Annotated in this window: 20 protein-coding genes; 12 read left to right on the plus strand and 8 right to left on the minus strand. The window is 67.4% G+C overall.

Annotated features, from left to right (window positions below):
- Positions 1 to 114 precede the first annotated feature (114 nt).
- The 5 genes from dapF (at position 115) to GTK09_RS13425 (ending at position 4912) form a co-directional block, all read left to right on the plus strand.
- Positions 115 to 990 (plus strand): diaminopimelate epimerase, encoded by an 876-nt coding sequence (gene dapF / locus GTK09_RS13410; protein ID WP_246217900.1) that lies wholly within the window; start codon positions 115 to 117, stop codon positions 988 to 990.
- Entirely contained in the window at positions 990 to 2288 is a 1299-nt protein-coding gene (gene mtaB, locus GTK09_RS13415; RefSeq protein ID WP_163463683.1) for a tRNA (N(6)-L-threonylcarbamoyladenosine(37)-C(2))-methylthiotransferase MtaB, read from the plus strand. The genes dapF and mtaB overlap by 1 nt, the downstream gene beginning before the upstream one ends.
- A 17-nt stretch (positions 2289 to 2305) precedes the next feature.
- Positions 2306 to 2617: a hypothetical protein gene (locus tag GTK09_RS27305; RefSeq protein WP_210254084.1), complete on the plus strand. Its 312-nt coding sequence runs from the start codon at positions 2306 to 2308 to the stop codon at positions 2615 to 2617.
- 59 nt (positions 2618 to 2676) lie between these two features.
- On the plus strand, positions 2677 to 4020 hold the full coding sequence (gene ftsY / locus GTK09_RS13420) for a signal recognition particle-docking protein FtsY (RefSeq protein WP_312869843.1): 1344 nt from the start codon (positions 2677 to 2679) through the stop codon (positions 4018 to 4020).
- A gap of 211 nt (positions 4021 to 4231) precedes the next feature.
- Positions 4232 to 4912: a septation protein A gene (locus GTK09_RS13425; RefSeq protein ID WP_163463684.1), complete on the plus strand. Its 681-nt coding sequence runs from the start codon at positions 4232 to 4234 to the stop codon at positions 4910 to 4912.
- Positions 4913 to 5187: 275 nt separating this feature from the next.
- On the opposite strand, the gene trhO is transcribed toward GTK09_RS13425, so the two are convergent.
- Positions 5188 to 6120 (minus strand): oxygen-dependent tRNA uridine(34) hydroxylase TrhO, encoded by a 933-nt coding sequence (trhO, locus tag GTK09_RS13430; RefSeq protein ID WP_312869844.1) that lies wholly within the window; start codon positions 6118 to 6120, stop codon positions 5188 to 5190.
- Positions 6121 to 6224: 104 nt separating this feature from the next.
- Between trhO and GTK09_RS13435 the strand changes: the two genes are divergently transcribed.
- Positions 6225 to 6656 (plus strand): DUF805 domain-containing protein, encoded by a 432-nt coding sequence (locus GTK09_RS13435; protein WP_246217901.1) that lies wholly within the window; start codon positions 6225 to 6227, stop codon positions 6654 to 6656.
- A gap of 314 nt (positions 6657 to 6970) precedes the next feature.
- Here the strand turns inward: GTK09_RS13435 and dksA are convergent, their stop codons facing one another.
- The gene (gene dksA, locus GTK09_RS13440) at positions 6971 to 7387 is read right to left on the minus strand and encodes an RNA polymerase-binding protein DksA (protein ID WP_163463686.1); all 417 of its coding nucleotides are present in this window, start codon (positions 7385 to 7387) and stop codon (positions 6971 to 6973) included.
- A 339-nt stretch (positions 7388 to 7726) separates the two neighbouring features.
- On the opposite strand from dksA, the gene GTK09_RS13445 reads away from it, so the two are divergent.
- From GTK09_RS13445 to GTK09_RS13460, 4 genes are all read left to right on the plus strand, one after another.
- Positions 7727 to 8239 carry a SixA phosphatase family protein gene (locus tag GTK09_RS13445; protein WP_163463687.1) on the plus strand — a complete coding sequence of 171 codons (513 nt, stop codon included), beginning with the start codon at positions 7727 to 7729 and terminating at the stop codon, positions 8237 to 8239.
- Between the two features lie 145 nt (positions 8240 to 8384).
- Positions 8385 to 9836 carry a YcjX family GTP-binding protein gene (locus GTK09_RS13450; protein ID WP_163463688.1) on the plus strand — a complete coding sequence of 484 codons (1452 nt, stop codon included), beginning with the start codon at positions 8385 to 8387 and terminating at the stop codon, positions 9834 to 9836.
- A complete protein-coding gene (locus tag GTK09_RS13455; protein WP_163463689.1) occupies positions 9833 to 10921 on the plus strand; it encodes a YcjF family protein in 1089 nt (362 codons plus the stop codon). Before GTK09_RS13450 ends, GTK09_RS13455 begins: the two co-directional genes overlap by 4 nt.
- Before the next feature lie 98 nt (positions 10922 to 11019).
- Positions 11020 to 11553, plus strand: coding sequence for a hypothetical protein (locus tag GTK09_RS13460; RefSeq protein ID WP_163463690.1), 534 nt, complete (start codon positions 11020 to 11022; stop codon positions 11551 to 11553).
- Between the two features lie 62 nt (positions 11554 to 11615).
- On the opposite strand, the gene GTK09_RS13465 is transcribed toward GTK09_RS13460, so the two are convergent.
- From GTK09_RS13465 to folP, 4 genes are all read right to left on the minus strand, one after another.
- A complete protein-coding gene (locus GTK09_RS13465; protein ID WP_203561024.1) occupies positions 11616 to 11966 on the minus strand; it encodes a response regulator in 351 nt (116 codons plus the stop codon).
- 25 nt (positions 11967 to 11991) lie between these two features.
- Positions 11992 to 13530: a sensor histidine kinase gene (locus GTK09_RS13470; protein ID WP_163463691.1), complete on the minus strand. Its 1539-nt coding sequence runs from the start codon at positions 13528 to 13530 to the stop codon at positions 11992 to 11994.
- A gap of 227 nt (positions 13531 to 13757) precedes the next feature.
- On the minus strand, positions 13758 to 14258 hold the full coding sequence (gene folK / locus GTK09_RS13475) for a 2-amino-4-hydroxy-6-hydroxymethyldihydropteridine diphosphokinase (protein ID WP_163463692.1): 501 nt from the start codon (positions 14256 to 14258) through the stop codon (positions 13758 to 13760).
- Positions 14255 to 15115, minus strand: a complete 861-nt coding sequence (folP, locus tag GTK09_RS13480) for a dihydropteroate synthase (RefSeq protein ID WP_163463693.1) — start codon at positions 15113 to 15115, stop codon at positions 14255 to 14257. Before folP ends, folK begins: the two co-directional genes overlap by 4 nt.
- Before the next feature lie 163 nt (positions 15116 to 15278).
- Between folP and GTK09_RS13485 the strand changes: the two genes are divergently transcribed.
- Positions 15279 to 15887 (plus strand): DUF922 domain-containing Zn-dependent protease, encoded by a 609-nt coding sequence (locus GTK09_RS13485; protein ID WP_163463694.1) that lies wholly within the window; start codon positions 15279 to 15281, stop codon positions 15885 to 15887.
- Between the two features lie 139 nt (positions 15888 to 16026).
- Here GTK09_RS13485 and GTK09_RS13490 read toward each other — a convergent pair whose 3' ends face one another.
- Both GTK09_RS13490 and GTK09_RS13495 read right to left on the minus strand, forming a co-directional pair.
- Positions 16027 to 16347, minus strand: a complete 321-nt coding sequence (locus GTK09_RS13490; protein WP_163463695.1) for a 2Fe-2S iron-sulfur cluster-binding protein — start codon at positions 16345 to 16347, stop codon at positions 16027 to 16029.
- Between the two features lie 228 nt (positions 16348 to 16575).
- Positions 16576 to 16965: an Hpt domain-containing protein gene (locus GTK09_RS13495; RefSeq protein ID WP_246217896.1), complete on the minus strand. Its 390-nt coding sequence runs from the start codon at positions 16963 to 16965 to the stop codon at positions 16576 to 16578.
- 430 nt (positions 16966 to 17395) lie between these two features.
- Between GTK09_RS13495 and GTK09_RS13500 the strand changes: the two genes are divergently transcribed.
- Positions 17396 to 26026, plus strand: a complete 8631-nt coding sequence (locus tag GTK09_RS13500; protein ID WP_163463696.1) for an apolipoprotein A-IV repeat region-like domain-containing protein — start codon at positions 17396 to 17398, stop codon at positions 26024 to 26026.
- Positions 26027 to 26285 lie beyond the last annotated feature (259 nt).

The following is a 26285-nucleotide window of genomic DNA, read 5'->3' on the forward strand; positions in this document are numbered from 1 at the left end:
CCGGAGAGTCCGTGCTCCCGGTGGCAATCGTCGCCGTTTCTTGCCATATACGGCTCGATTGTTGCAGCGACCGGTCCGAACACCTTGGCACTTTCCTCTGCCCCCTTTGCCCGCATGAATGGCTGCGGCAACGAGATCCTCGTGGTCGATCTGCGCGAGTTGCAGTCGCGCGTGCGCCCCGAGGCTGCGCGCACGCTTGCGGCGGGAGCGGAAACGCATTTCGACCAGATCATGGCAATCCATCGCCCTGCGACGCCGGGCACCGATGCCTATGTGCGGATCATCAATGCCGACGGGTCCGAGGCGGAGGCCTGCGGCAACGGTACGCGCTGCGTCGTCCAGGCGCTCGCCGCCGAAACCGGCCGCACGCATTTCACCTTCGAGACGAGAGCGGGCCTGATTCTCGCCGAGGAGCACGAGGACGGGACGATCTCCGTCGACATGGGCAAGCCGCGTTTTTCCTGGCAGGAAATCCCGCTCGCCGAGGAGTTTCGCGACACTCGGGCGATCGAACTCCAGATCGGCCCGATCGACGCGCCGGTGCTGCATTCGCCCTCGGTCGTCTCCATGGGCAATCCCCATGCGATCTTCTGGGTCAAGCAGGACGTGAACGCCTTCGCCCTCGACCGCTTCGGGCCGGTCCTCGAAAACCATCCGATCTTCCCCGAGCGGGCGAACATTTCGATTGCAGAGGTGACGTCCCCATCCTCGCTCACCATGCGGACATGGGAGCGCGGCGTCGGTCTGACCCGGGCCTGCGGCTCGGCCGCCTGTGCCGCCGCCGTTTCCGCCGCCCGCACCCGGCGCACCGGCCGTGAAGTCGCCGTCACTCAGCCCGGCGGCACGCTGACGATTCGGTGGCGCGACGACGACCATGTGATCATGACCGGGCCGGCCGAATGGGAATGGTCCGGCCGGCTCGACCCCGAGACCGGCGACTATCTCCGGGACACCGTTGCCGATTCCGCCGAGGAGCGGGAGATCGGCTGATGGGCGTCGAGGTCGTATCCTTCGGCTGCCGGCTCAACACCTACGAGTCGGCGGTGATGAAGCGCGAGGCGGAAGCGGCCGGCCTCGGCGAGGAGGCGCGCGGCGCCATCGTCTTCAACACCTGCGCGGTGACGGCCGAAGCGGTGCGCCAGGCGCGCCAGCAGATCCGCAAGGCGCGGCGCGAGAACCCGGAGGCCCGCATCGTCGTCACCGGCTGCGCGGCGCAGACCGAACCGGGCCGGTTTGCCGAGATGGCCGAGGTCGACGCCGTCATCGGCAACATGGAAAAGCTCTCCGCCGAGAGCTATCGCAAGCTTCCGGACTTCGGCGTCTCGGCCGAGGAAAAGGTTCGCGTCAACGACATCATGAGCGTCACCGAGACCGCCGGTCACATGATCGACGCGATCGAGGGCCGCTCGCGCGCCATCGTGCAGATCCAGAACGGCTGCGACCACCGCTGCACCTTCTGCATCATTCCCTATGGGCGGGGCAATTCGCGCTCGGTGCCGATGGGTGCGGTCGTCGAGCAGATGAAGCGGCTGGTCGGCTCCGGCTACAACGAGGTCGTGCTGTCGGGCGTCGACATGACCAGCTGGGGCGCAGATCTACCCGGCGGCCCGAGGCTCGGCCACCTCGTCCAGGCCATCCTCCGCCACGTGCCCGACCTGAAGCGGCTGCGGCTCTCCTCGATCGATTCCATCGAGGCCGACGAGGCGCTGATCGAGGCGATCGCCTCGGAGAGGCGCTTCATGCCCCACCTGCACCTGTCGCTGCAGGCCGGCGATGACATGATCCTAAAGCGGATGAAGCGCCGGCATTCGCGCGACGATTCGATCAGATTCTGCGCGGAGATCCGCGACAAGCGCCCCGACATCGTCTTCGGCGCCGACATCATCGCCGGTTTCCCGACCGAGACCGAGGACATGTTTCAGAATTCGCTGGCGATCGTCGAGGAATGCGGGCTGACGTTCCTGCATGTGTTTCCGTTCTCGCCGCGCGAGGGCACGCCGGCGGCGCGCATGCCGCAGCTGGCAAAGCCCGTGATCAAGGAGCGGGCCGCGCGGCTGCGGGCAAAGGGCGAGGCCGCCCACACGGCACACCTCGCCGGCCTCGTCGGCAGCCGGCAGTCGGTCCTGATCGAGCGCGAAGGCGTTGGCCGGGCGGAGAACTTTACCCTGTGCCGGATCGAAGCCGGCCTCCCCGGCGAGATCGTCGACGCTATCATTACCGGTGCCTCGGAAGGAGCCGCGAACGCGCGTCCGGCCGATGCGGCCCCCTCGCCGGCGAAGGCCGGCTAGAACGACGAAGGACAGGCATGGCTGAGAAAAAGGGCTTCTTCCGGCGGATCTTCTCCTTCGGTTCCGACAGCGAAGAGGCGCGTACGCCGGAACACGGCCAGACGCCCCGCCCCTCCGATTCGGAGTTCGGGCGGGAGGATGCGCCCGATCCAGACGTGCGGCCGCAGGCGGCGGCGAGTTCCGTCGCCGACGCCGAGGCCGGCGCCGATACATCCGACGAGGGCGGTATCACGCCGCTGAAGCCACGCGGTGAGGAAGCGTCGACGGCCACCGAGCCAGTCGGCGGGGCTCAAAAAAAAACTCCACCGTCCAGGATGAGCGGCAGCTAGAAGAGCTCGATGCCGGCGCTCCGGCACTGGAGCGGATCGACCCGGAGCCGCGCCCATTCGTGACGGCCGATGCGGAGACGGAAGAAGAGGAAGTCGACTTCTCCTTCCTCGACACCGCCGAGCCGCTCCCCGAGAGCCCGGCGGACTTTTCCTTTCTCGAAGAGCGCGTCGAGCCGGTCGAGACCGCGACGCGGGAGCCCTCACCGGAAGCCGAGGCGGTCGCCCCCGAGGTCGAACCGGCCCGCGAAGAGGATCATGTCGGCATCGAGCCGGCGAAACCCGGCGAGGAGGACGACCTCGACGAGGACGGCGCCGACTTCTCCTGGCTGGAAGCCGATCTCCCCCCCGAAGAGGAAGACGAGCGCAGCGAGCCGGCGGCGCCGGTCGTGCCCGCCGCTCCGCCGCGCGCGCCCGTTCCGGCCGATGCCGGTTTTCGGTTGCGCGAAAAGCCGGTCGAGGCTCCAGCGGCATCGGCACCGCGCATTTCCTGGGCCGAGCGCCTGCGCCAGGGTCTCGCCCGCTCCTCCAGCCAGCTCTCCGGCTCGATCACCGCGCTGTTCACCAAGCGCAAGCTCGACGAGGACACGCTCCAGGATTTCGAGGACATCCTGATCCAGGCCGATCTTGGCGTCGAGACGGCGATGCGGATCACCGATCGGCTGTCGGAAGGCCGTTTCGGCAAGGAGATCGCCGGCGCCGAGGTGCGCCGCATCCTCGCCGAGGAGATCGAGAAGACGCTGGCCCCGGTGGCCCAGCCGCTGGAGCTCGATCTGGAAAAGAAGCCGCACGTCATCCTGGTCGTCGGCGTCAACGGCACCGGCAAGACGACGACCATCGGCAAGCTCGCGGCCAAGCTCACCCGCGGCGGCCTCAAGGTCACGCTCTGCGCCGGCGACACGTTCCGCGCCGCCGCCGTTGAGCAGCTGAAGATCTGGGGCGAGCGCACTGGCTCGGAGGTGGTCGCCAAGCAGATCGGCGCCGATGCGGCGGGGCTCGCCTTCGAGGCCTACGACCGGGCGGTGGAGAACGATTCCGACGTCCTCATCATCGACACGGCGGGCCGGCTGCAGAACAAGGCCGAGCTGATGGCCGAGCTGGAAAAGATCAACCGCGTCCTCGCCAAGCGCGAGCCCGACGCGCCGCACACCGTGCTCCAGACCCTCGACGCGACGACCGGGCAGAACGCGCTGAACCAGGTCGAGATCTTCCGCAACGTCTCGGGCGTCAACGGGCTGGTGATGACCAAGCTCGACGGGACGGCGCGCGGCGGCATCCTCGTCGCCATCGCCGCGAAACACCGCCTGCCGGTCTATTTCGTCGGCGTCGGCGAAGGGATCGACGATCTCGAACCGTTCAAGGCGAAGGATTTCGCCAGCGCGATCGCGGGGACGCCGCTGAACTAAGACGGGCCGAGCGGCGGTAACGCCATAAATTGCGCGGCAAAATCACCCAACGTCGTCATCCCGGCCTTGAGCCGGGATCCATTCCAAGCCATGTCAGCGACGGGTCGGTCAAAAACGGCTGCCTGCCGACAGAGTTGGTCTTGCCCGACGATTTGGAATGGATCCCGGGTCAAGCCCGGGATGACGAAGCTGAGAAGGCGAAACCTCTCCCATGACCGAACACATCATCGAAGAAGCCCCCAACAAGCCCGGCCGCAAGGAGATGAACCCGCTGCTCAAATTCGCGCTGGAGCTGGGGCCGCTGATGGTCTTCTTCTTCGCCAATTCGCGGGGCGAGGATCTGGCGCGAACCTTCCCCATCCTCGGCGAGCTCGGCGGGCCGCTGTTCATTGCGACGGCCCTGTTCATGGCGGCGATGGTGATCGCGCTCGCCGTCTCCTGGGCGGTGACGCGTTCGCTGCCGATCATGCCGCTGGTGACGCTCGTGGTCGTCCTCGTCTTCGGCGGGCTGACGCTGTGGCTGCAGGACGAGACCTTCATCAAGATGAAGCCGACCATCGTCAACGCGCTGTTCGCCGCCGTCCTCCTCGGCGGGCTGATGTTCGGCAAATCCTTCCTCGGCTACGTCTTCGACCAGGCCTTCAAGCTCGACGACGAGGGCTGGCGCAAGCTGACCTTCCGCTGGGGCCTGTTCTTCGTCTTCCTGGCGATCCTCAACGTCGTCGTTTGGAAGGCGGCGGATGCCTATTACGGCCCGGGACAGGTGTCCGACGACCTGTGGGTCGACTTCAAGGTCTGGGCGACGATGCCGATCACCATCGTCTTCATGCTGACCCAGATCCCGCTGCTGAAGCGCCATGCGACGGAACCTCTCGGGGGGAAGAAGGAGTAGCGGCAAAGGTCGGGGCGCGCTTCTCATCGATGCTTGCGCCGAGGCACCCCCCTCTGCCCTGCCGGGCATCTCCCCCTCAAGGGGGGAGATCAGCGGCTTCGGCTTCCGCGCCTGAATTGCCGGCGTTCGTGCAAGTCGAGGCATCCAAGTGAGGGCGATACGTCGGAGCGGGGTCGATCTCCCCCCCTTGAGGGGGAGACGCCCGGCAGGGCAGAGGGGGTAGTCACGGCCGCAACGTGGGGACGCGATTCAGCCATCGCTCCACGTAATGCCGCTCACCCCTCGCCTGCAATCATCCTCTGATGCCGCTCGCGCAACGCTGCGATCTCCTGGTCGCTCTTCGTCCCGGCGCAGGCGGGACAGCAAACGCCCTCCTCGAATTCCGGCGCCGCCCGATCCTCGTCCGACAGAGGCGCGCCGCAGCCGAAGCAGGCCGTCCAGTCGGTTTCGGCCAGCCCGTGTCCCAGCGCCACGCGGCCGTCGAAGACGTAGCAGTCGCCCTGCCAGCGGCTTTCAGCCTCAGGCACCCGTTCGAGATAGGACAGGATGCCGCCCTTCAGCTGGTAGACCTCGGCGAACCCCTTCTCCAACATGAAGGCCGAAGCCTTTTCGCAGCGGATGCCACCGGTGCAGAACATCGCCACCTTCGGGGTCGTCGCGGGATCGAGCCTCTCCTCGACATAGCGCTTGAAGTCGGTGAACTGGTCGATGCCCGGATCGACGGCGCCCTCGAAGATCCCGACCTTCGTCTCGTAGTGGTTGCGCGTATCGAGGAGGAGAACGCTTGGGTCCGAGATCAGGGCGTTCCAATCTTCCGGCGGGACGTGGACACCAGTCTTCGCCAGGGGGTCGCCCGCCTCGTCGCGAAGGGTGATGATCTCCGGGCGGATGCGGACCTTCATGCGGGCGAAGGGCCAGTCGGCGGCGGTCGACAGCCGCAAATGCTCGTCGGTCAGGCCGAACCGGCGGGAGAGTTCGGTCAGAAATTCACCCATCGTGGCCTTCTGGCCCGCAACTGTCCCGTTGACGCCCTCGGGGGCGATCAGAATGGTGCCGCGCAGGCCGCGCTCGCGGCAGAAGGCGAGCAGCGCGAAGCGCAGAGGCTCGAGCTCGTCGAGCGGCAGGAAGCGGTAGAAGGCGGCGACGGTCAGCGGCATGGCCGCGTGATAGCCGCGCGGCGCGACGATCGCAACGCGCTTCGCGAGCACTGGACAACGGGGACACGGTACCGAACGCTCCAGCCTTGGCATCGGACCGGTAGGCTCTATAAGCCGTGCCTGTCGTCAACGGTCAGGAGATCCCCGTGTCAACCATGCTTGCGCCCTATCGGCGCTATTTCGATCTTTCCAGCCGGGCGCGCCGCAAGGAATACTGGCTGTACATGCTGTTCTTCTATGGGGTCGGTTTCGTCCTGATCTTCGTCGACTCGGCGCTCGGCCTCGGCGGCCCGACCCAGACGGCGGTCGACACCGTCGACGGCTTCAGCGCCAGTGCAAGCGCCGAAGGCGGGGTGCTGACGGCAATCTGGGGCATCGTCAACGTCATCCCCCTCCTCGCCTGTTCGGTCCGCCGCCTGCACGATACCGATCGCCGGGGCTGGTGGGTATTCATCACCCTCATCCCGCTGATCGGCTCGATCTGGTTCCTGGTGCTGATGTGTCTCGACGGAACGACGGGCAGCAACCGCTTCGGCCCGGACCCGAAGGACAGGATCGGCGCGAAGGCAGAATCCGTCTTCGAATGATCGCAGGAGTGTGGGTGCCTCCGGGCGCCTGCTCTGGGGCGCCCGTCCCGGCGCCCACGACTGTGGCGCGCGACCTGCAGCCAGATCTTGCCGAAAAACTTCACGGCCCGTCACATTCGGGCCGTGTTCCTTTGGCGTGATGGAGAAGTCGGCGCTGGCGGCAGGTTAGGCCCATGCCCCCACCGATACCGATCGCGTCGGCAGAGCTGCCGCATGCGCCTGATCGACCGACCCGAAGCGGGGCGAACCACATGGCAAGCCATCACAGGGCCGGATTCTGGACGGCGGGTGATTCCCCCCCCCCCGTGACCGGTTCATTCGTCGCGATAGACCTTCTCGCGGCGCTCGTGCCGCTCCTGGGCCTCCAGGGAGAGCGTGGCGATCGGCCGCGCGTCGAGACGCTTCAGGCTGATCGGCTCGCCGGTCTCTTCGCAATAGCCGTAGGAGCCGTCCTCGATCCGCTCCAGCGCCGCGTCGATCTTCGAGATCAGCTTGCGCTGCCGGTCACGGGCACGAAGCTCGATGGCCCGGTCGGTTTCGGAGGAGGCGCGGTCGGCAACGTCGGCGAGATTGGAGTTGTCGTTGGCGAGTGTGTCGAGCGTCTCGCGCGCCTCGCGCAGGATCTCGGCCTTCCAGGTCAGGAGCTTGCGCCGGAAGTATTCCTTCTGGCGGTCGTTCATGAAGGGGCCGTCCTCGGACAGCTTCAGTTCGGCATTGAGTGTTTCGCTCATCACGCACCTCCATTCCCGCTGGCCGGCCTTATAGCGGCGGTTTGGCAGACGAACAAGTTGAGTTTACGCCACAGCCGCCCGCTGGATGTGATTCTAACAGTCGGATTTGCTTGACGAATTGGAACGTTCAGTCCGCTGGACGATGCCGTAGCGCCTGCCGATCCAGCGTCGCGCCAGCCTCGATACCCTCCAATCGGCCAATTCCGGCGGGTTCAAAGGTGTTTTCGCGCCTCTGGGACCGCTCTCTCGTCAATCGGCCGGCATGCACCAGGTTGCGCCGAGGATCGCGTGGCCGGCGCGGCGATTGCCTGGCGACGGGTTTCGGCTTATCGAATTTCCATGACGGCGAGCTTCGCGCACCATCTCCTGATCCTCAGGCATGCCCATTCGTCCTGGGCGCGGCCGGGCGAGCGCGACCATCAGCGCCCGCTCGACGAACGCGGCGCTGCCGATGCCGACCGGTTGGCGGAGATCTTCGCGGACGAAGCGCTGCGGGTCGACGCGGTCGCCTGCTCGACGGCGAAGCGTGCGGTCGATACGCTCGCTCCGCTCCTCCCCCTATTCGGGAAGACTGTTCCGGTCGCCTATGCCGACGAACTCTACGCCCTCGGCGCCGATGCCTATTTCGCTGCTGCGAAGGACGCGGGCGACGTCGGCAACCTGCTCGTCGTCGGCCACAACCCGATGATCGAGGACTTCACGCGCTCTCTGTGCGACAGCGGCGAAGAAGACGCCATCGCGACAATCGCCGGCGGCTTTCCCACCGCGGCCCTGGCGATCGTCGGTCTCGATCGTCCGCTTGGCGAGATCGCCGCCCGATCTGGCCGTCTCCTGCGCGTCGTCCGGCCCTGATGGCACGGCGTCGGGATTGAACGGCGTTTTCCGCCGGTTCGCCGCAATGCCCTTCGAAGCCGGGCACACCATGCCTATATGCCGGTGAAGGGCCCATCGCCCCGAAACCCCGCCCCTGTTCCCGCCTCGAAGACCAGCGCCGCCCATGACATCGATTGCCGACGAGGCCCGCCTCGTCTTCGACAATTTCACCGACCGGACCGCGTCGATCTTCAATCCGCATCTTCGCCTCGGCGTCACGGGCCTTTCCCGGGCCGGCAAGACGGTGTTCATCACCGCCCTCGTCCATAACCTGCTGTCCGGCGGCCGGCTGCCGCTGTTCAGGGCGCAGGCCAACGGCCGCATCCTCGGCGCCGACCTGCAGGAGCAGCCGGACGACGCGGTGCCGCGCTTTCAATACGAAGATCACATCCGCCGTATCGTCGAGGAGCGGGTCTGGCCGGAATCGACCCGGGCGATCTCCGAACTGCGCCTCACCATCGCATTCGAGTCCGCCGAGGCCTGGCGGCGCATGCTGCCGGGCGGCAAGCTCACCCTCGACATCGTCGACTATCCCGGCGAGTGGCTGCTCGACCTGCCGCTGATCGACAAGGATTTCGCCACCTTCTCGGCGGAGGCCCTCGAGCGGGCGCGGCTGCCCTCGCGGCAGAAGGAGGCCGGGCCGTTTCTGGCGAAGCTCGCGACCATCGATCTCGATGCGCCGGCGGACGAGGTGACGGCGCGCGATCTCAGCGTCCTCTTCGCTGATTATCTCAAGGCCTGCCGGGCCGACACGGCGGCGTTATCGACCCTGCCGCCGGGGCGCTTCCTGATGCCGGGCGATCTCGACGGCTCGCCGGCCCTCACCTTCGCACCGCTGCCTGTCGAAAAGGGCAAGACCTATCCGAAGGGCTCGATGGCGGCGCATCTTTCCCGCCGCTACGAGGCCTACAAGACCGTCGTCGTCAAACCCTTCTTCCGCAATCATTTTGCGAGGCTCGACCGGCAGATCCTGTTGATCGACGCGCTGCAGGCGATCAATGCCGGGCCGGAGGCGGTCAGCGATCTTGAAACGGCGCTTACCGACATTCTCGCCTGCTTTCGCCCGGGGCGCTCCAGCTGGCTCGGCTCGTTCCTCACCCGCCGCATCGACCGCATCCTCGTCGCCGCGACCAAGGCCGACCATCTCCATCGCGAAAGCCACCGCCGGCTGGAGGCGATCGTCCGCGTCATGGTCGACGACGCGGTCGCCCGGGCGAAGTTTTCCGGCGCCAAGACCGAGGTCCTCGCCATGGCGGCCGTGCGCGCCACCCGCGAAGCGACGGTGAAAGATGACGGCGAAGACCTGCCGGTGATCGTCGGCATCCCCGCCGCCGGAGAGACCATCGGCGAGCGGATCTTCGACGGCCAGAGCGAGACGGCGGTGTTTCCTGGCGATCTCCCGGACGACCCGCGCCGTCTCTTCGACCCGGTCGACGGCGTAGCGGCCGGCTCGCTGCGCTTCGTCCGTTTCCGCCCGCCGAAGCTGCAGCACAGCCCCGAGGGCCTGACCCTCTCGCTGCCGCACATCCGGCTCGACCGGGCGCTGGAGTTTCTCTTGGGAGACAGGCTGCAATGAGCGACGAGCACGGCCCTCGCCGGCGCGCCCCCGGCGCTTTCGACCTGCCGGGAACCAAGCCGCCACGCCAACCCGAGACGCGCGAAGACGCCGCTCACGCGCCGCCGCGCATGCCGCGCTCGATCGGGGCTGTCGCGACGATCGAATTCGATCCGGACGAGGCCATCGACGAGGACGTCTCGGCGAATGGGGAGCCGGAGATCGAGACCGGCCGGCGCTTTTCCTTCGGCAAGCTCCTCGCCGCCTCGCTCGGCCTGCTCCTGTCGATCGGTGTCGGACTGGCGATCGACGCGATCGTGCGCGACGTCTTCGCGCGTTCGGAATGGCTCGGCTGGACCGCCCTCGCCCTCGCCGTGCTCGCGCTTTTCGCCCTTCTTGCCATCGTCATCCGGGAAATCGTCGGCCTGATGCGGCTCGCCGCCGTCGACAGGGAGCGCAAGCGGGCGCTTGCCGCCTATCGCGGCGATTCGCTTCCCGAGGCGAAGCTCGCCGTGGCGACCCTGGAGACCCTCCTCTCCGGCCGGCCCGAGACCGCCCTCGGCCGCGCCGAAATGGCGACGCTCAAGGACGAGGTGTTCGACGGAGCAGACCTCGTCGCGCTGGCCGAGGAGCACATGCTCGGGCCGCTCGACGCCAAGGCGCGGGCCCTGGTGCTCGCCTCGGCCAAACGTGTCTCGGTGGTGACGGCCGTCAGCCCGAAGGCGTTGGTGGACGTCGCCTATGTCGTCTTCGAGAACGTCAAGCTGATCCGCAAGATGGCCGATCTCTATGGCGCACGGCCGGGCACTCTCGGCCTCGTCAAGTTGACCCGTGACGTGCTCGGCCATCTCGCGGTCACCGGCTCGATCGCCGTCGGCGACAGCCTGGTGCAGCAGGTGATCGGACACGGGCTCGCAGCGCGCCTGTCCCAGCGGCTCGGCGAGGGTGTCGTCAACGGCCTTCTGACCGCGCGGGTCGGTCTGGCCGCGATGGATCTCTGCCGTCCGCTGCCGTTCTTGCGCGCAAAGCGCCCGCGAATCGGAGCGATCCTGTCGGAACTCACAGCCCATTCCGGCATCGAAACGCCTGCCGGCAAACGAACTTGAGCCCGCTTGCGCCATGCGACGGCTACGCCGAAAGGCTTGGTTAACCCTTTGAAGCGACAATGACATGGTAAACGGTCTTCATTCAGGAAGTTTTCTCCATGTCGCGTCTGATGACAGCCGGTCTCGCCCTCAGCCTCGCAGTTTCGGCCGCGACCATCGTTCCGGCAAAAGCCGACAGTGACGAAGCCTTCTTCCGGCGCATCACAGGCCAGTGGTCCGGCCCGGGCGAGATCGTCGCCGGCAAGTTCGCGGGCACAAAGTTCGTCTGCAACTTTGCCGGCTCCGAGCACGCAAAGAAGGTGGGCGTCGCGCTCGAAGGCTCCTGCCGAGTCGGCCTGTTTTCCCAGCCGATGCGAGCCGAGGTCGTGCGCTCCGGCAAGTCCTATCGCGGTGCCTTCCAGGACGGTGCGGCCGGCAAGGGCCTCGACATCGTCTCCGGTGAAGTCGCCGGCGACCACATCGTCGTAGGCCTCGACCGCAAGCAGCTGAAAGGCGCGATGATCGCCCGTCTCGCAGACGACGACTCGCTGGCGATCACCGTCTCGGTCCGCGTCTCCTCGCAGCTCGTTCCGGTCATCGGGATGAACCTGAAGCGGGCGGCCGGCACGCGCCAGAGCGCGCTGTCCGACTGATCCGGTAGCGCTGTTGGCCACCCTGCCCGAAGCTCCTGCCCGACTTGGGCACGGCGGCGAAATCAGTTGACGGGGATGCCGACCGCGCGGCGCAGGTCGCGCTCGACCACGGGCTTGATCAGCACCTCATACGGATGGTCGGCGCGGATGCGCGCGAGCGAAGTCGGCTCGCTCGAACCAGTGATGTAAATGATCTTGAGGTCCGGCATGTCGGGCTGAATCGCTTGGGCGACGTCGACGCCGTCGCGATCGCCCCCCAGCCGAAGGTCCATGAACACGAAGTCGGGCCGATTTTCCAGGATGGTCGTGACCGCCTGCTCGGCGACGTCCGCAGTTCCGAGAACGTTCAGGCCGATGTCCTCCGATAGCTCGCGCAGATATTCCATGATCAGGAAGTCGTCTTCGACGATCACGACACTGAACCGGCTTTCCATGAAATCATCTCCCCACGGGCATTCGGATGGAGATCCGGGTGCCCGGCTCATTGGAAACTTCGACGCTGCCACGAAGTTGCGCGACGATGGCCTGAATGATCTTGATCCCGAGATCGTCTTCCGAGCCTCGTTCGGCCAGGCGTTCGAGGCCAGAGCCGTCGTCTCTCACCGATAGCTCGCAGCCGTCGTGTCCGACGAGCCGGAAGCGGACGTCGACCGTGCCGCCGCCGGTCGCTGCGAGGCCGCGCTTGATCGCCCTGCTGGCCAGCTCGTTGAGCAGCATTCCCGCCGAAATGGCGAAGTCGAGTTGCAGCGGTACCCGGTCCGCATCCACTGCGATGCGGATGCCGCGCTGTCCGGCCCCGAGCTCCTCGTCGATCCGCTCGCACAAGGCAGTGAAATACTCGCTGGCACAAAGCGTGCTCGGATTGTCGTTGGCGAGAAGAATCCGGTGCAGCGTGCTCAACGCTTCGATCCGCCCCTTCATGTCGATCAGCTCCTGCCTCGCGGCAGGATCGGCAACTCGGCGTGCCTGCAGCCCAAGCATCGCATGGACCTGCGCGAGGTTGTTCTTCACGCGGTGGTTCACCTCGCGCAGAAGCAGATCGCGGTCCTGGGCGTAGAGTTCCATTTTCCGCATCATCTCGGCGAGACGTACTTCACGTTCGTTGACGAGATGGCCGCTCCTCAGGACGCTGGCGCCCAGAAGAAGCGAAGACAGTGCCGCGATGATGCTGGCGACGACGGCCGCAGGCAGCATCTCGTCGACCATCATCCGATAGCCGGCGTAGCACAGCACGACCGGGATCAGGATGGTGAACGGAAACAGCCAACGCGCCATCATGCTCCCGGCGCCCCGGCCGAGCAGGATCGAGGTCCAGCTGCGCGCGGGACGAAGCATCAAAAGCCCGGTGAAGCAGACGAGGAACGCCAGCGCCGAGGACAACGCGTGGCCGACGAAGAACGGCACGGAATAGATCGCCCCGACGTCGAAAAGGATCCCGAGGAGGGACACGGCGATCGTGACGAGGCCGATTGATGCCGCGACTGCAGCAACGGCCACCCATCGTCGCCGGTTGGCACTGAACAGCCAGATCGAAAGGGCGGCCAGAGCGAAACACAGGCTCGTCGCCCAGGACATGACCGCATGCTCTGCCCCGGACGAATGAAACGAGAGCGCCCGGGCCGGCCACGCCGCCGCACCGAAGGCGAAGAGAAAGAGATTGAACACGACCACCACGGCTACGGCGGCGGCCAGCAGCCTTGCCGTCCGAGAGTTCCAACGAACTGCGGCGACGATGGCAATTCCGGTGATGAAGAAGCACAAGGCGGCAAGAGGTGCGGTTGCGGTGTAGCGGGAGCCGGCAGCCAGAAGCCCACTGCCGCTCAACCAATCGAGCCAGTCCAGCGCCCCGAAAGAAGCGACGAGGATGCCACAGCACATCGTGAAGGTTTCGGCGTACCGCAAGCGACGCCGCATGGCTATCCTGACCGGTTGCAGAAAACGGGTATCGACTTGCGTAATTTCGCCGATGCGCTGCAAACAAAGCGGCTCTCCCGCGACACTACAATACGGAGGGGGCCGCAGAATACGTTTTCAGTTCCAGGTGCATGCAATCGATTGCTTACAGCAACCATTCATGCGAAGTCCATTCAGAATATCGGCCCCTGGAACTTGGTGTCAGAATCGCACTCATCGCCTGAAGACGCAAGCCTTGGGACCTCGTTCCAATCAATCGCTGAGCGGATTGAGTAACGTCGAAGAGACCTTCAGCGCCACCAGGCGCCATCCTCCGTGACCGGCGCGATCACTCCTGTGTCGAGCGCGTCGACGAGTTCTGCGACCCGTCGCCCGCCGAAGGCGAGGTCCGGCGCGATGTCGGCGAGCGGCACGAGGACGAAGGCCCGCTCGACGGCGCGAGGATGTGGCAGCGTCAAGGCCTCGTCACGGCTGATCGTGCCGCCGAAGTCGAGAAGGTCGATGTCGAGGGTGCGCGGGCCCCAGCGCTCCGCGCGCTCGCGCTTGAACGCCCGCTCCGTCTCGAGGCAGAGGTCGAGGAGTTGGCGCGCTGAAAGCTCCGTCTCGACAGTCGCGCAGGCGTTGAGAAAATCCGGCTGATCCGTCTTGCCCCAAGGCGGGGTGCGGAACAGACGCGAGACTGCCACCACCGCGCAATCGGCTCGCCCGTCGATGGCCTGAAGAGCCGCAGCCATCGCCGCCCGCGGATCGCCGAGATTGCCGCCGAGGCCGAGATGGGCCCTGACGCTCACCAACGTTCGCCCTTCAGCGCCCGTCGCATGGCGTCGGCAATGGCCAGCGCGTCGCGGTTGGCCGGCACGTTGTGAACCCTGATGACGTCGGCCCCGCGCTCGCGCAGAAGCACGCTCGTCGCCGCCGTGGCGATGTCGGGCTCCGGATCGGCTCTGCCGATCGCGCCGCGGACGAAGCGCTTGCGTGAGGTGCCGACGAGCAGCGGATAGCCGAGCGCCATGACCTCGTGGACGCGAGCGAGCAGAATGAGGTTCTCCGGCCCGTCCTTCGCGAAGCCGAAGCCGGGGTCGAGGACGATCGCCTCGTCCTCGACCCCGGCGGCCTTGGCGATTTCGAGGGAGCGGCGGAGGAAATGGAACTGGTCTTCGATGACGTCGGCAAGTTTGTCCCGGTCGCGTCCGGTATGCATGAGGCAGAGCCCCGCGCCGGTCTTCGCCGCGACCTCGGCGATCGCCGGTTCGCGCTGGGCGCCGTGGACGTCGTTGATGATGTGCGCGCCGGCTTCGACCGCCAGCCTTGCCGTCTCCGCCCGATAGGTGTCGACCGAGATCAGGCAGTCGGAGCACCGCACGAGTTCCTCGATCACCGGCAGAATCCGGCGCTGTTCCTCGGCGGCATCGACGGGCGTCGCCCCCGGCCGGGTGGATTCTCCGCCGATGTCGATGATCGACGCGCCCTGCTCGACCATCCTCAGCGATTCGGCGACCGCCGCCCCCACCGAGGCGTAGCGCCCGCCGTCGGAAAAGCTGTCGGGCGTCGCGTTGAGGACACCCATGATGGTCGCGGTCTCGCCGAGAACGAGGCTGCGGCCATGCGCGAGCTTCCAGGTTCCGCCGCGCGGTGAAATCACGTCCATCTGGCTTCCTCCACGATCCGCTCCGAGCCATCGCGAGCCTTCGGTCCTTTGGGTAACCTCACCGGAAAGATTGCGCAATTGTGTCGCTGGCCGCGCTTGCTTCCCGGCCCGGTTGAGGTACCGTTGCACGATGGTCTTTCGGCTCCTTCCAGAGGCGGCGCGCATGAAATCGAGGTTCGGGGTGTGCGTGGCGCTGGTCGCGTTCTGTCTGCCAGCTGTCGCCGGAGCGGCGTCGGTTCGCGAGAAGACCACCTATTTCGCCGTGCGCGGCTCCACCCTTGCCGAGCTCGATCAGGACCTCAACCGGCGCGGTCCCTTCGTCTCCGATACCGGCATCCGTCATCCGGGCGCCACCCAGGTGAAATTCGACGGAAAGGTCACCTACAAGCGAACGCCGGAAGGCTGCGCCGTCGACGCGACCAATCTCAGCCTCGACCTCGAGATGACGCTGCCGAAATGGATCCAGCCGAAACGGGTCCCGGCGCACACCAAGCTGATCTGGGAGACGCTCGAAAAGGACATCCGCCGGCACGAAAACCGCCATGCGGCCATCGCCAGGAACTGGCTGAAGCGGATGGAGTCGGCGATTCGCAATCTGCGCACGGAGCCGAACTGCTCGGCCATGGAAGAGATGGTGAACACCGTCACGCATCGCTATCTCGCCGGCCACGAACGCGCCCAGATCGAGTTCGACACCATCGAGGGCCGCGAGGTGAACTTCCGGCTGCGCCGGGCGCTGTCGCGCGCCGTCGAGGCGCAGGGTAGCCGCTGACACGGTCGTGCCGAGCGGTGTCGGGCTCGATCGTGTAAGTCGCGATCAGCTCGCCTGAACGTTTCGGACTTCGCTCGCCTGCTGAAGCGCCAGGCCGATCGCTGCTCTTCCTCGACCTTGGCGAGGGGGGAGGCCTGCCTCAGCCCTGCCGCTCGGGGACGTAAAGTACCAACCCGTCGAGTTCGGGCCGGACCTTGATCTGGCACGACAGCCGGGAATTCGGTTGCGGGTCGTGGGCGAAGTCCAGCATGTCCTCCTCCATCGTCTCCGGTTCGCCGACGCTCTCGCGCCAGGCCTCGTCGACATAGACGTGGCACGTCGCACAGGCGCAGGCGCCGCCGCATTCGGCCTCGATGCCCGGCACGTCGCCACGGACGGCGTTTTCCATCGCCGTGGTCCCGTCGCGGGCGTCGAGGTCGTAGCGGGTCCCATCCACCGTCTGGAAGGTGATCTTGGTCATGCCGGACAAACCTTGGTTGGATATCGCTCGAGGCGCCCCCTGCCCGCCTCACCGAGGCCGAGCGCCGATCGGCGCGGCAGAATGCGACGCATCGGCTCCGGTGTTAGTGAGCCTACCGCCGACAAGTCAATCGGAACCATTCCAGATTTCGGTAGCGGGCGCGCACATCCACCGGCGCGCGGCGCTGGCGGATGGGTCCGCACCGGGTCGCGAAGAGCCTCGGCGGTTTCAGGCGGTCGAGAGCTCCCTGGCAAAGCGCGCCGTCCGCTCGAGTTCGTCGAGAAGACCGTCCACCATCGCCGGCCCACCCGGGTCCCGTTCGAGCTCTTCGGCCGCGTCGGCCAGCCGGAAGGCGCCGAGATTGCGGGCTGCGCCCTTCAGCGCATGGGCGAGCCGGCATCGCTCCTGCGGACCCGCAGCCAGGATCGCCGGCCTCGCGCGCTCGATCTGAATGACGAGAAGCCCCAGCACCTCGACCTCGAGCGCCCGATCGCCGGCCGTCTGGCGGGCCAGATGCACGAGATCGATCGGCGAACGACGGGATGGCAGCATCGAACCGCCGGAGCGGCCTTGCGGCGCCCCGCCGCCCTCGGGCTGTCGTTCGTTCGGCTGCGACATCGCATTCTCCACCGGCGGCCGCGCCGGATTCGAAACCGCGACGCCATTCATTGAAGCCAAAGCGGAATCGTCTCGCGGTTCGGTGAGCAATTGGTTAAGGTGACGGCTCGAATCCCCATTGATCGGGCGCCCTGTGTCCTTTCGGCCGATCGATCGTAAGCCCGCCCACGCAAGCCTTCCGGCGGAAAAAGTTGCAATTGCCCCGTCGTTGTTAACCTTATGTTTAAACTTGTAGGGATTGGCCGGCTTTACGGTTTCTTTCGGACCGGGGGGCCACTAACATCCTAAGGTGAAAAACCGCGGGCGTTGCGCCCTCGTCCGGCCTCGGTGGCCGTAACGAAATGCGCGAACGCCGGCGGCCAGACGATGCGGTACCGAGCATCGTCCGGCCACCATGGGCGGATGTAGAGAGTATCGAGGCGCGACGGCCATGTCCAAGACGAAACCCTTCGATCAGCTTTCCGACGACACGGTCAACGAGCTGGAAGAGGCGCTTGCCGGGATCGACATCGCGGACGTCGAGATGGAAGAGGCGTCAGCCCCTGCCGCGGCGACCGGCCATCTCGAAACCTCCACCAGCGAGGAGAACGTCGACGTCGTCCTCTCGCTCGAGGACTTCGAGCGACAGATCAGCGAGACTGCCGGTCAGCTGCGCGACGAAGACGGCGATGCGGGCCCGGCCGCCGACGAGGCGCCTTCGAACGATGGAGCCGGGCATCGCACCGCCGCCGCGGGATTTGCCGCCGCAGCGGCGGCGGCTGCCGCCGAGCCCGCGCGCCCATCCGATCGGGCAGCCGATCGGGCAGAAGCCTCCGCCGCCGCGTCTCAGCGGCCGGAACCGCAGGAAGGTCGGTCTTCGTTCGGCGACCAGCCCCGTGCCTACAGTCAGGCAGCCGCCAATGACGAGGCCCGGCGGAACGCCGTCTGGGCCGAGGCTCTGCTGCAGCGCCGCGCTTCCAGGACACCGATCTGGATCGCCCTCTTCGCCTCGGTTCTGTGGCTTGTCGGGGTCATGGTCGGCGCCTCCTCGATCTACGGGACCGACATCGAGCTCATCGCCAGCGGCGCCGGCGACCCGCTGCGCCAGGGCGAAATGCTCGCCCTCCTCGCCATGGCGGTCCTGCCGCCGATCCTGTTCCTGGTGATCGGCCTGATGGTGCGCCGGTCGGCCGATCTTCGCCTGATGAGCCGCTCACTCGCCGAGGTGGCGATGCGCCTCGCCGAGCCCGAAAGCGTCGCCACCGAGCGGGTGATGAGCGTCGGCCAAGCGGTGCGCCGGGAAATTTCCGGCCTCGCCGAGGGCGTCGAGCGGGCGCTGTCTCGGACCTCGAACCTGGAAAGCCTCGTGCGCGACGAGGTCAGCGCCCTCGAACGCGCCTATGCCGACAACGAGGTCAAGATCCGCACGCTGGTCCAGGATCTCGGCAGCGAGCGAGAGGCGATGCTGTCCCATGCCGAGCGTCTGCGCTCGGCCGTCCTCGGCTCGCACCAGCGACTGGTCGGCGACGTCGAGGCGACGTCGGACGCGGTGCTCGGACGGATCGAGGAGGCTTCGGAGCGTTTCACGGCCCTCATCGACGAACGCAGCGCCAGCTTCATCACCGATTACGAGACTCGCAATCAGCAGCTCTCCGAACTGTTCGACTCGCGCGGTCGTTCCTTGCGCGAACAGCTGACCTCCGAGGGTGAGACGCTGCTCTCGCGGCTCGACCAGGTCGCCGAGAATGCCGGCCGCAAGCTTATCGACGTCGGCGAGAAGGTCGCCGGTGATCTCGACGAGCGCTCGGGCCGGATCGGCGGGGAGTTCGAGGAACGCAGCACGACCCTCGTCGCCCTCCTCGGCGAGCGTGCCGACAGCATCAAGCAGGCCATCACTGCCGATTCCGAATCGCTCATCGAACGGATCACCAGCAGCGCCGACCAATCCGTCCGCCGCCTTGCGGAGACCAACGAGACGCTCGCCCGCGAAAGCGAAGAGCGCAGCCGCGCCCTCGCGGACGGTGTCGAAAGCCGCAGCCAACAGCTCATCCAGGTCTTCGACGAAAAGAGCGCCGCGCTCGATTCCCGCATGACCGACCTCGGCGACCGTCTCGTCGCCGACATCTCCTTCACCGCCGAAAATGCCACCAGCCAGATAACCTCGGCCGGCGACCAGGTGTCCCAGGCTCTGGACGACCGCGCCGCTCGGCTCGCGGCGGACTTCGAGGGCCGCAGCCAGCAGCTGCTGTCCGCCTTCGACGAGCGCACGACGGCCATCGTCGGCGCGGCGAACGGCGCCAGCGAGCGGCTGCTGTCGACGATCACGACGGCGAGCGAATCGGCGGTCGGTCGGCTCGGCGAGACCAGTGCGGTGGTCGCACGCACCTTGTCCGAGAAGAGCGACGAGCTGGCGAACGACTTCGACGGTCGCAGCCGCCAGCTGCTCAGCGCCTTCGGCGGCCAGTCCTCCGCGCTTCTGGAACAGGCGAACGGCACGAGCGAGAGACTGCTCGCGGCGATCACCGGCGCCGGCGAAGTGGCCGTTGGCCGGCTCGGCGAGACCGGCGACACCGTCGCCCGGGCGCTTGCCGAAGAGAATGCCAAGATCGCCGAGGAGTTCTCAACCCGCGGCCAGTTCCTGCTCAGCGACTTCGCCGAGCGGAGCGCGACGCTGCAGTCGAACGTCCGCGAGGCAAACGAACAGCTGGTTCTCGGGCTTTCGCTGGGCGCGGAGGGCGCCGCGGCCAGCATCGCAGAAGCCGGCGAGACGGCGGAGCGCAGCGTCCAGGAGCAGATCGCGCGCCTTTCCGGCGAGTTCGATCGGCATGTCGAACAGGCCGTCGCGACGCTGTCGGAGCGCGGCGAGACGCTGTCCGCTTCCCTCACCGACACCACGCGCACGCTCGTCAACGAGCTCAGCGGGACGTCCGAGGCCGCCGTTCGCCAGATCGTCGCCTCGACCGAAGCCGCCAACGATACGCTCGGCACGACCTCGAGCGCGCTGGTTTCGCGGGCGAGCGATATCAGCGAGCAGATGACGTCGGTCGGAACCGAGATCGTCGGCCGGATGATCGCCTCGGCCGACGCCGCCACCGGCCTCGTGCGCTCGCGCACAGAGATGCTGTCCGAATACGGCGACAAGTTCGTCGAGGCGCTGGCGCAGGCCCTCGACGACCGGACGCTGACGATGCGGCTGCAGGGCGAGACCTTCCTTGACGGTCTCGACAGCCTGTTCCGGCAGCGCCTGGAGGCGATCGAGAAGCATGGCGAGGGTTTCACGGCGGGGATCGCCAAAGAGATCGACGGGCGCCGCGAGCGGCTGGAAGACAGCGCAAACCGCTTCCTGAAGAGCGCCGAAACCGAACTCGGCGAGCGGACGGCGCGGATCGAACACCTGCTCTCGGAAAACAACACTGAGATGCTCGGCGGTCTCGATCGACGCCTCGAGGACATCCAAAAAGCCTTCGGCGAACGCGGCCCGGCACTGCTTGCGGCGATCGAGAACCGGGCCAACGCCATCGAGGTTTCGACCGACCGGGTCTCGGCCGCCCTCACCGATCGCTCGACCGCCTTTGCCCAGACCCTCGCCGACCGTACGCGGGAGATCGTCGGAGCCTTCGACAAGGGCCATTCCGATCTCGCCGGCCTCAGCGACGGCGTCGTTCAATCGGCCAACGAGACCCTGGAGAAGCGGACGAACGAACTGCGCTCGCTCCTGAGCGACCGCCTGTCGGGCCTCGACGCCCTGCTGGTGGAGCGTACGGGCGGCCTCGCCGAGGCGCTCGATCAGCGGCTCCTGTCCTTCGATCTCGCGGCTGACAGCCGCATCGACGCGATCAGCGAACGGGCCGGCGAAGTCGGCACCAAGCTCGACAGCGCGGCCGAGCGGATCCACGGCGTCCTCACCGAGCGCCGCGACGAGATCGAGGTCGTCATGGGCCGCGTCGCGGAAGGGTTCGAGACGAGTTTCGCCAACCGGATGCAGACGCTCGAGCAGTCCTTCGCCGGCCAGACCAAGCGCTTTGCGCAGGCCCTCGACGAAGCGCAGCGTCTCGTCACCGAGGACATGGGCGCGCGCACCGACCGGATCGCCGAGCGCGTCGAAGCCGTTCTGGCTGAGATCCGCGAAGCGGTCGGCACGGCCGAAGGCCTGCTTGCCGAGGGCCTCGACGAGCGGGCCGCGGCCTTCTCGGCGCTGTTCGAGGAACGTCGCGGCGCGATCGAGGAACTGCTGACGATGTCGCAGGACCAGATCGTCAATTCGCTCGATCATCGGATCGACGCCATCGCCTCCACGCTGGCCGAACGCGGCGCCGAGATGCAGCGCACGATGGATGGGGAAAGCTCCAGCTTCATCAACACGATCGACGAGAAGTCTCAGGCGCTCTTCGAAAACCTCGATCGGCGGACCGGCGCGCTCAACACGGGCCTTGCCGACCGCCTGCATGCCAACGAGCGGCTGATGGGCGACGCCCAGGACGCGCTGCTGTCGAGCTTCGACGCACGCAAAGTCGAGCTTTCGGACATCCTCGACGAGCGGTCGGCGTCGCTCAGCAAGATCGGCGACGAGATGGCGGCGCAGGTCGCGGCGGCGATCGACGAACGCCTGCGCAACGTCGCCACCGGCTTCGACGTGGTCGTCGACCAGATCGTCGGCGATCTTTCCGAGCGCATCGCCTCGCTCGGCACGTCGCTGGCGGACACCCGCAACGCTCTGGTCGGGACGGTCGATGCCGAGACCGGGCGGTTCCGTGCCGAGATGGACGAACGGACCCAAGGTTTCGAGGATCACCTGTCGGTCTCCGCCAGCAGCCAGCTCGTGGCGATCGAAAGCGCCCTGTCGATGGTCGTCGAGGGCCTCGACGAACGACTTTCGCGCCTTTCGGCCGCGGCCGAGGGCGCCAGGAGCGATGTCGAGAAGGGTCTTTCGGCCGAGCTCGAAAAGCTCCGCCAGACGATCGCCTCGGGGCTCGAGGGCTTTTCCGGCGAGATCCACGAGAGTGGCCAATCCGTGTCCACCGCGATCGAGACGCGGATCGCCGAGCTCAAGTCGGCGTCCCAGGCTGCCGAGACGGGCGTCCGCGAAAGCCTCGATCAGCGGATCGAGCGGCTGCAGAGCCTGCTGGCGACCAGCCGCGACGAGGTCTCCGGAACCCTCGATCAGGGGATCGGTTCGATCCGCGACGAGATCGGCGAACGGGTCAACCTTCTCGCTGAGAATCTCGACGGCCGCACCGCGACCCTGCGGGCCATCATCGAGGACGCCCGCGGCGTTCTCGTCGAGGGCCTCGACGAGCGGCTCGGCGCCATCCAGCGGGTGGTCGACGGATCGGAAGGCACGCTTCTCGCAGCCCTCGACCAGCGCCGGGACGAGTTCGGCCGGCAGATCGAAAGCGGCCGCTCGGCGCTCGCCGCGACGCTGGAAGAGCGCGTCACCGCCCTTTCCGACGCCCTGTTCGAAGCCGACCTCAAGCTTGCCACCGCCTTCGACGAGCGCCGCGACAGCCTCGCCGCGCTCATCGACGGCGCGGTCTCCTCGGCCGCCGCGACCTTCGAGGACCGGGCGGACGACGTCCGCCGGACCATCGAGCAGTCGGTCGGCGACGTGTCGCAGACCCTCGAGGGCCGCCGCGAGGATCTCCTCGCCGTCCTCGAAAGCGGTTCGTCGAGCCTGGTCGGCGCGCTCGACCAGCGCACCGAAGCGATCGCCACCGCCCTCGAACGCGGGCTCGGCAATGTCGAGCGGACGCTGAACGCTCGTGCCGCGACGGTCGCCGAGTCGATCCGCAACACCATCACCGAAGCGACCACGGCCATGGCGCAGGAGGCCAGCCGCGCCCGCGAAGGCCTGATGGCCGAGAGCGAGAAGGTTTCGACCAGCGTCGGCGACATCTCGCGGGTGTTCGACACCGCCAGCGAAGCGGCCCGAAGCCGCATCGCGGCCGAGGCCGAGCGTCTCACCGCCCGCCTGGAGGAACTGGCGAGCCAGCTGTCCGAACGCACCGAAAGCGCCGGCACGAAGCTCGTCACCGAGGGCGGCCGGATCGCCGAGACGATCACCGGTTCGGCCGAGGCGATCCGTTCCCTGTCGGAGGAGTCGCGTTCGCGCTTCGCCACGGAGGCTGAGGCCCTGGCCAACCAGATCGCCGGGCTCACCCACGGTATCCGCAAGGAAACCGACGAGGTGCGCGAGCAGCTGACGCAGCAGCGCATGGCCTTGGTCGACACGCTGTCCGGCATCTCCGGCGTCGTGGCGGGCGAGTTCGATCGCAACACCGAGACCTTTGCCGAGCGGATCACCACCGCCGCCGACGAGCTGCGGCAGATCGCCGAGGACAACCGCTCGCGCTTTGCCGGCGACACGAACCGGCTCGCCGCTGAGTTCGAAACCGCCATCGCCCGCATGGGCGAACTGACCGAGACCGCCCAGGGCGCACTGAAGGCCTCCGGCGAGGACTTCACCGGTCGGGTGAACCGGGCCGCCGGGTCCATGCGCAACGCCACCGGCGACATCGCCGCCGCACTCGAGGCGCGAGCCGACGCCTTCTCGGCGGAACTCGAGGCGACGACCCAGCGTCTTGCCGGCCTGCTCGCCGAAAACCCCGTCACCGGCGAGATCGACGCCTCGACGGCACGGCTGCGCGACGAGCTCGTTGCCACCACCGAGGCCATCCGCGGCGAGATCGAGGGTGTCGTCGGCCAGCTGCGCGGCGAAGTCGCGACGGTTTCCGGCCAGCTTCTGCAGGACGCTGAAAGCGTCCGCGACGAAATCGCCAATCGGGGCGGCGACCTGTCGACCCAGATCGCGGCGATCTCGGAGATCATCCGGCTGGAGACCGAGCGTGCCCGCACGACCCTCCTCGACAGCGCCAGCTCCGTCGGTGAGGAACTCGCCGACCGGATGAGCGAGACCGAGCGCCAGCTCGCGACCCGCACACGGACGATGAACGACGAGTTGGAAGAGAAGACCCGCAACCTCGCGGCGATGCTGTCGGCCCGCAACGCCGAGATCAGCCGCATGCTCGAAGAGGAAGCCCGGCCGATGCTTTCCCAGATCGGCGAAGGCGGCACGGAGCTGGCGCGGCTTCTTCAGGTCACCACCCGCGACGCGGCCGACAGGCTGCGGTCCGAGAACGCCTCGCTTGCCGCCGCCCTCGGCCGGCGGGCCCAGGAGACGATCTCCGCCCTCACCCAGTCCTCCGACGCCATTCTCGGCGCCCTGGACGAGCGGGCGGCCGCCACGGTCGGCATGGTCGGCGAGATGCGCGAGCAGCTGCAGCGCGACGTCGGCTCGCTCATCGGCCGGCTCGCCCAGACGTCGAGCTCGCTGCGCGGCCTCGTCGAAGAGACGGCCGGCAACCTCGGCGCCATCGACAATATCCTCAAGGAGAGCGGCGCCCGCTTCGCCGAGGACGCCCAGGAGGCCTCGAACTCGATCTCGATGAGCGCCAGGATGCTCGACAGCAACGTCGACAAGCTCGACCAGCTGTCACTTGCGGCGTTTTCGCGGATTGCCTCGATGGCCCAGCGCTTCGAGGAGCACGGGGCGGTCCTGTCGGAGACCGTCGGCCTTCTGGAGACCCGCGAGGACGGCCTGCGCCAGGTGCTCGACGGCGGCCATGCCGGCCTCGACGAGCTGTCCACCAATCTCGTCCGGCGCTCGGAGGAGATCGGCGGCCTGATGCATGCCTTCGAGGAGGTCGTCACCGGCCTGTTCGACCGGACCGAGCAGCGTTCGCGGATGATTTCCGAGCGGCTTTCGGGCGAATTGGGGGCTTCTCTCGGCGACGTCGACCGGCAGTTGCAGGAGGCCGAGGAGCGTTCGCTGCGGACGGGTGCGGTGCTGCGCGAGCAGGTCCAGGCAGCGTTGGGAGACGCCGGCGCGCGGTTCGAACGCTCGACGGAGGAGATCCGCGAGGCGGCCAAGGCAATCCGGACGGAACTCGAGAACGCCCGTTCCGAGATCAAGCGCGGCGTGTTCGAACTGCCCGAGGAGACCCGCTCCAGCACCGAGGCGATGCGCCGGGCCGTGTCCGACCAGATCCGGGCGCTGCGCGAGCTCTCCGACATCGTCTCCCAGTCCGGCCGGGCCTTCGACGTCGCCGACCGTTCGCGGCCCGCTCCGTCGCAGCCGCAGCGCCAGACGCGTCCCGCCCCCCGGGCGGCGGTGGCGGCGGCGAAGCCCGAGCCGGCGGAAAAGTCAGAGTTCGACTTCGACGACGATGACGCTTTGGACGTCGAACGCGAGATCGCCGCGTCCTTCATGAGCGACGGCAATCTGGCCCACGATCTCAGGGGCGGGAGCTACGAGCCGAGCCGAGCCGAGCCGACACGGCCGGCCGGCGAGGCCAAGGCCTCCGAGACCGCGGCGCAGCCAGCCACGTCGCGCTCCGCCCCGCAGGGCGGCGGCCAGCGGCCGGCCTCGACCCAGAGCGGAACCTCGGGCACCGCCCCATCCGCTCGAACCGGCGGTGGCGGATCGGCACCGGCCGCGCCAGCCGCGCAGGGCCCGGCACGGCCTGCTCGCCCGGAGAACGGCAGCCGCATGTCTCCTGACCGCGGCCGCAACGAGGCGGATCGCGGCGGCGGATGGGTGTCGAACCTTCTGCGCCGGGCATCGGAAGACGAAGACGCATTCGGCGACGAATTCGCTCCTTCGTCCGATGTCCCGCAGTCGTCACCGGCCTCGGCAGCCGCCGGGCGGACGCCGGCGACGCCCGAACGTTCGCCCGATCACGTCGTCGAATCGCTGAACTCGCTGTCGATGGACATCGCCCGGGCGATCGACCACAACGCTTCCATCGAGCTGTGGGACCGCTATCGCCGCGGCGAGCGCAACGTCTTCACCCGCCGGCTCTACACCATGCAGGGCCAGCAGACCTTCGACGACATTCGCCGCAAGTATCAGCGCGACCCCGAGTTCCGCGAGGCGGTGGATCGCTACATCGCCGACTTCGAGGCGCTGCTGCAGGACATCGCCCGCAACGATCCGGAGAACCGGGTGTCGCGGACCTATCTCGCCTCCGATACGGGCAAGGTCTACACGATGCTCGCCCACGCCTCCGGGCGGTTCGACAGCTAGCGGCGCATCGCGGGAGCAGGTCCTCTTCGCAACGAAGCCCCGGATCGGCGATCCGGGGCTTCGTCGTTTGCAAAGGCGCTTCTTCGCAAGACCGAAGGCGGCGGCGGAATTGCCAGTGGGCAAATCTCGTCGCCGCAGCTAAATTCGGCATCGCGAATAGGAGGCGGCCGCAAAAAATCGCCGGTTTGTCGTGATCTGACGAGCGTGGAGCGCGAGCGTCTCGCAAGGCCGCCTTGCTGCCATCGAAACTGCCGACGGG

The sequence above is a fragment of the Jiella pacifica genome, assembly GCF_010500815.1.
In the GTDB taxonomy this organism is placed as follows: Bacteria; Pseudomonadota; Alphaproteobacteria; order Rhizobiales; family Rhizobiaceae; genus Jiella; species Jiella pacifica.

What these genes read in the sequence shown, in the direction of transcription:
- GTK09_RS13425 (WP_163463684.1), top strand. Translation starts at nt 4,232, where the DNA reads ATGACCGAACACATCATCGAAGAAGCCCCCAACAAGCCCGGCCGCAAG.
- GTK09_RS13455 (WP_163463689.1), top strand. Translation starts at nt 9,833, where the DNA reads ATGAGCGACGAGCACGGCCCTCGCCGGCGCGCCCCCGGCGCTTTCGAC.
- folP (WP_163463693.1), bottom strand. Translation starts at nt 15,115, where the DNA reads ATGGACGTGATTTCACCGCGCGGCGGAACCTGGAAGCTCGCGCATGGC.
- mtaB (WP_163463683.1), top strand. Translation starts at nt 990, where the DNA reads ATGGGCGTCGAGGTCGTATCCTTCGGCTGCCGGCTCAACACCTACGAG.
- GTK09_RS13445 (WP_163463687.1), top strand. Translation starts at nt 7,727, where the DNA reads ATGACGGCGAGCTTCGCGCACCATCTCCTGATCCTCAGGCATGCCCAT.
- GTK09_RS13490 (WP_163463695.1), bottom strand. Translation starts at nt 16,347, where the DNA reads ATGACCAAGATCACCTTCCAGACGGTGGATGGGACCCGCTACGACCTC.
- GTK09_RS13500 (WP_163463696.1), top strand. Translation starts at nt 17,396, where the DNA reads ATGTCCAAGACGAAACCCTTCGATCAGCTTTCCGACGACACGGTCAAC.
- GTK09_RS13460 (WP_163463690.1), top strand. Translation starts at nt 11,020, where the DNA reads ATGTCGCGTCTGATGACAGCCGGTCTCGCCCTCAGCCTCGCAGTTTCG.
- dapF (WP_246217900.1), top strand. Translation starts at nt 115, where the DNA reads ATGAATGGCTGCGGCAACGAGATCCTCGTGGTCGATCTGCGCGAGTTG.
- GTK09_RS13495 (WP_246217896.1), bottom strand. Translation starts at nt 16,965, where the DNA reads ATGTCGCAGCCGAACGAACGACAGCCCGAGGGCGGCGGGGCGCCGCAA.
- GTK09_RS13435 (WP_246217901.1), top strand. Translation starts at nt 6,225, where the DNA reads ATGCTTGCGCCCTATCGGCGCTATTTCGATCTTTCCAGCCGGGCGCGC.
- GTK09_RS13485 (WP_163463694.1), top strand. Translation starts at nt 15,279, where the DNA reads ATGAAATCGAGGTTCGGGGTGTGCGTGGCGCTGGTCGCGTTCTGTCTG.
- GTK09_RS13450 (WP_163463688.1), top strand. Translation starts at nt 8,385, where the DNA reads ATGACATCGATTGCCGACGAGGCCCGCCTCGTCTTCGACAATTTCACC.
- GTK09_RS27305 (WP_210254084.1), top strand. Translation starts at nt 2,306, where the DNA reads ATGGCTGAGAAAAAGGGCTTCTTCCGGCGGATCTTCTCCTTCGGTTCC.
- dksA (WP_163463686.1), bottom strand. Translation starts at nt 7,387, where the DNA reads ATGAGCGAAACACTCAATGCCGAACTGAAGCTGTCCGAGGACGGCCCC.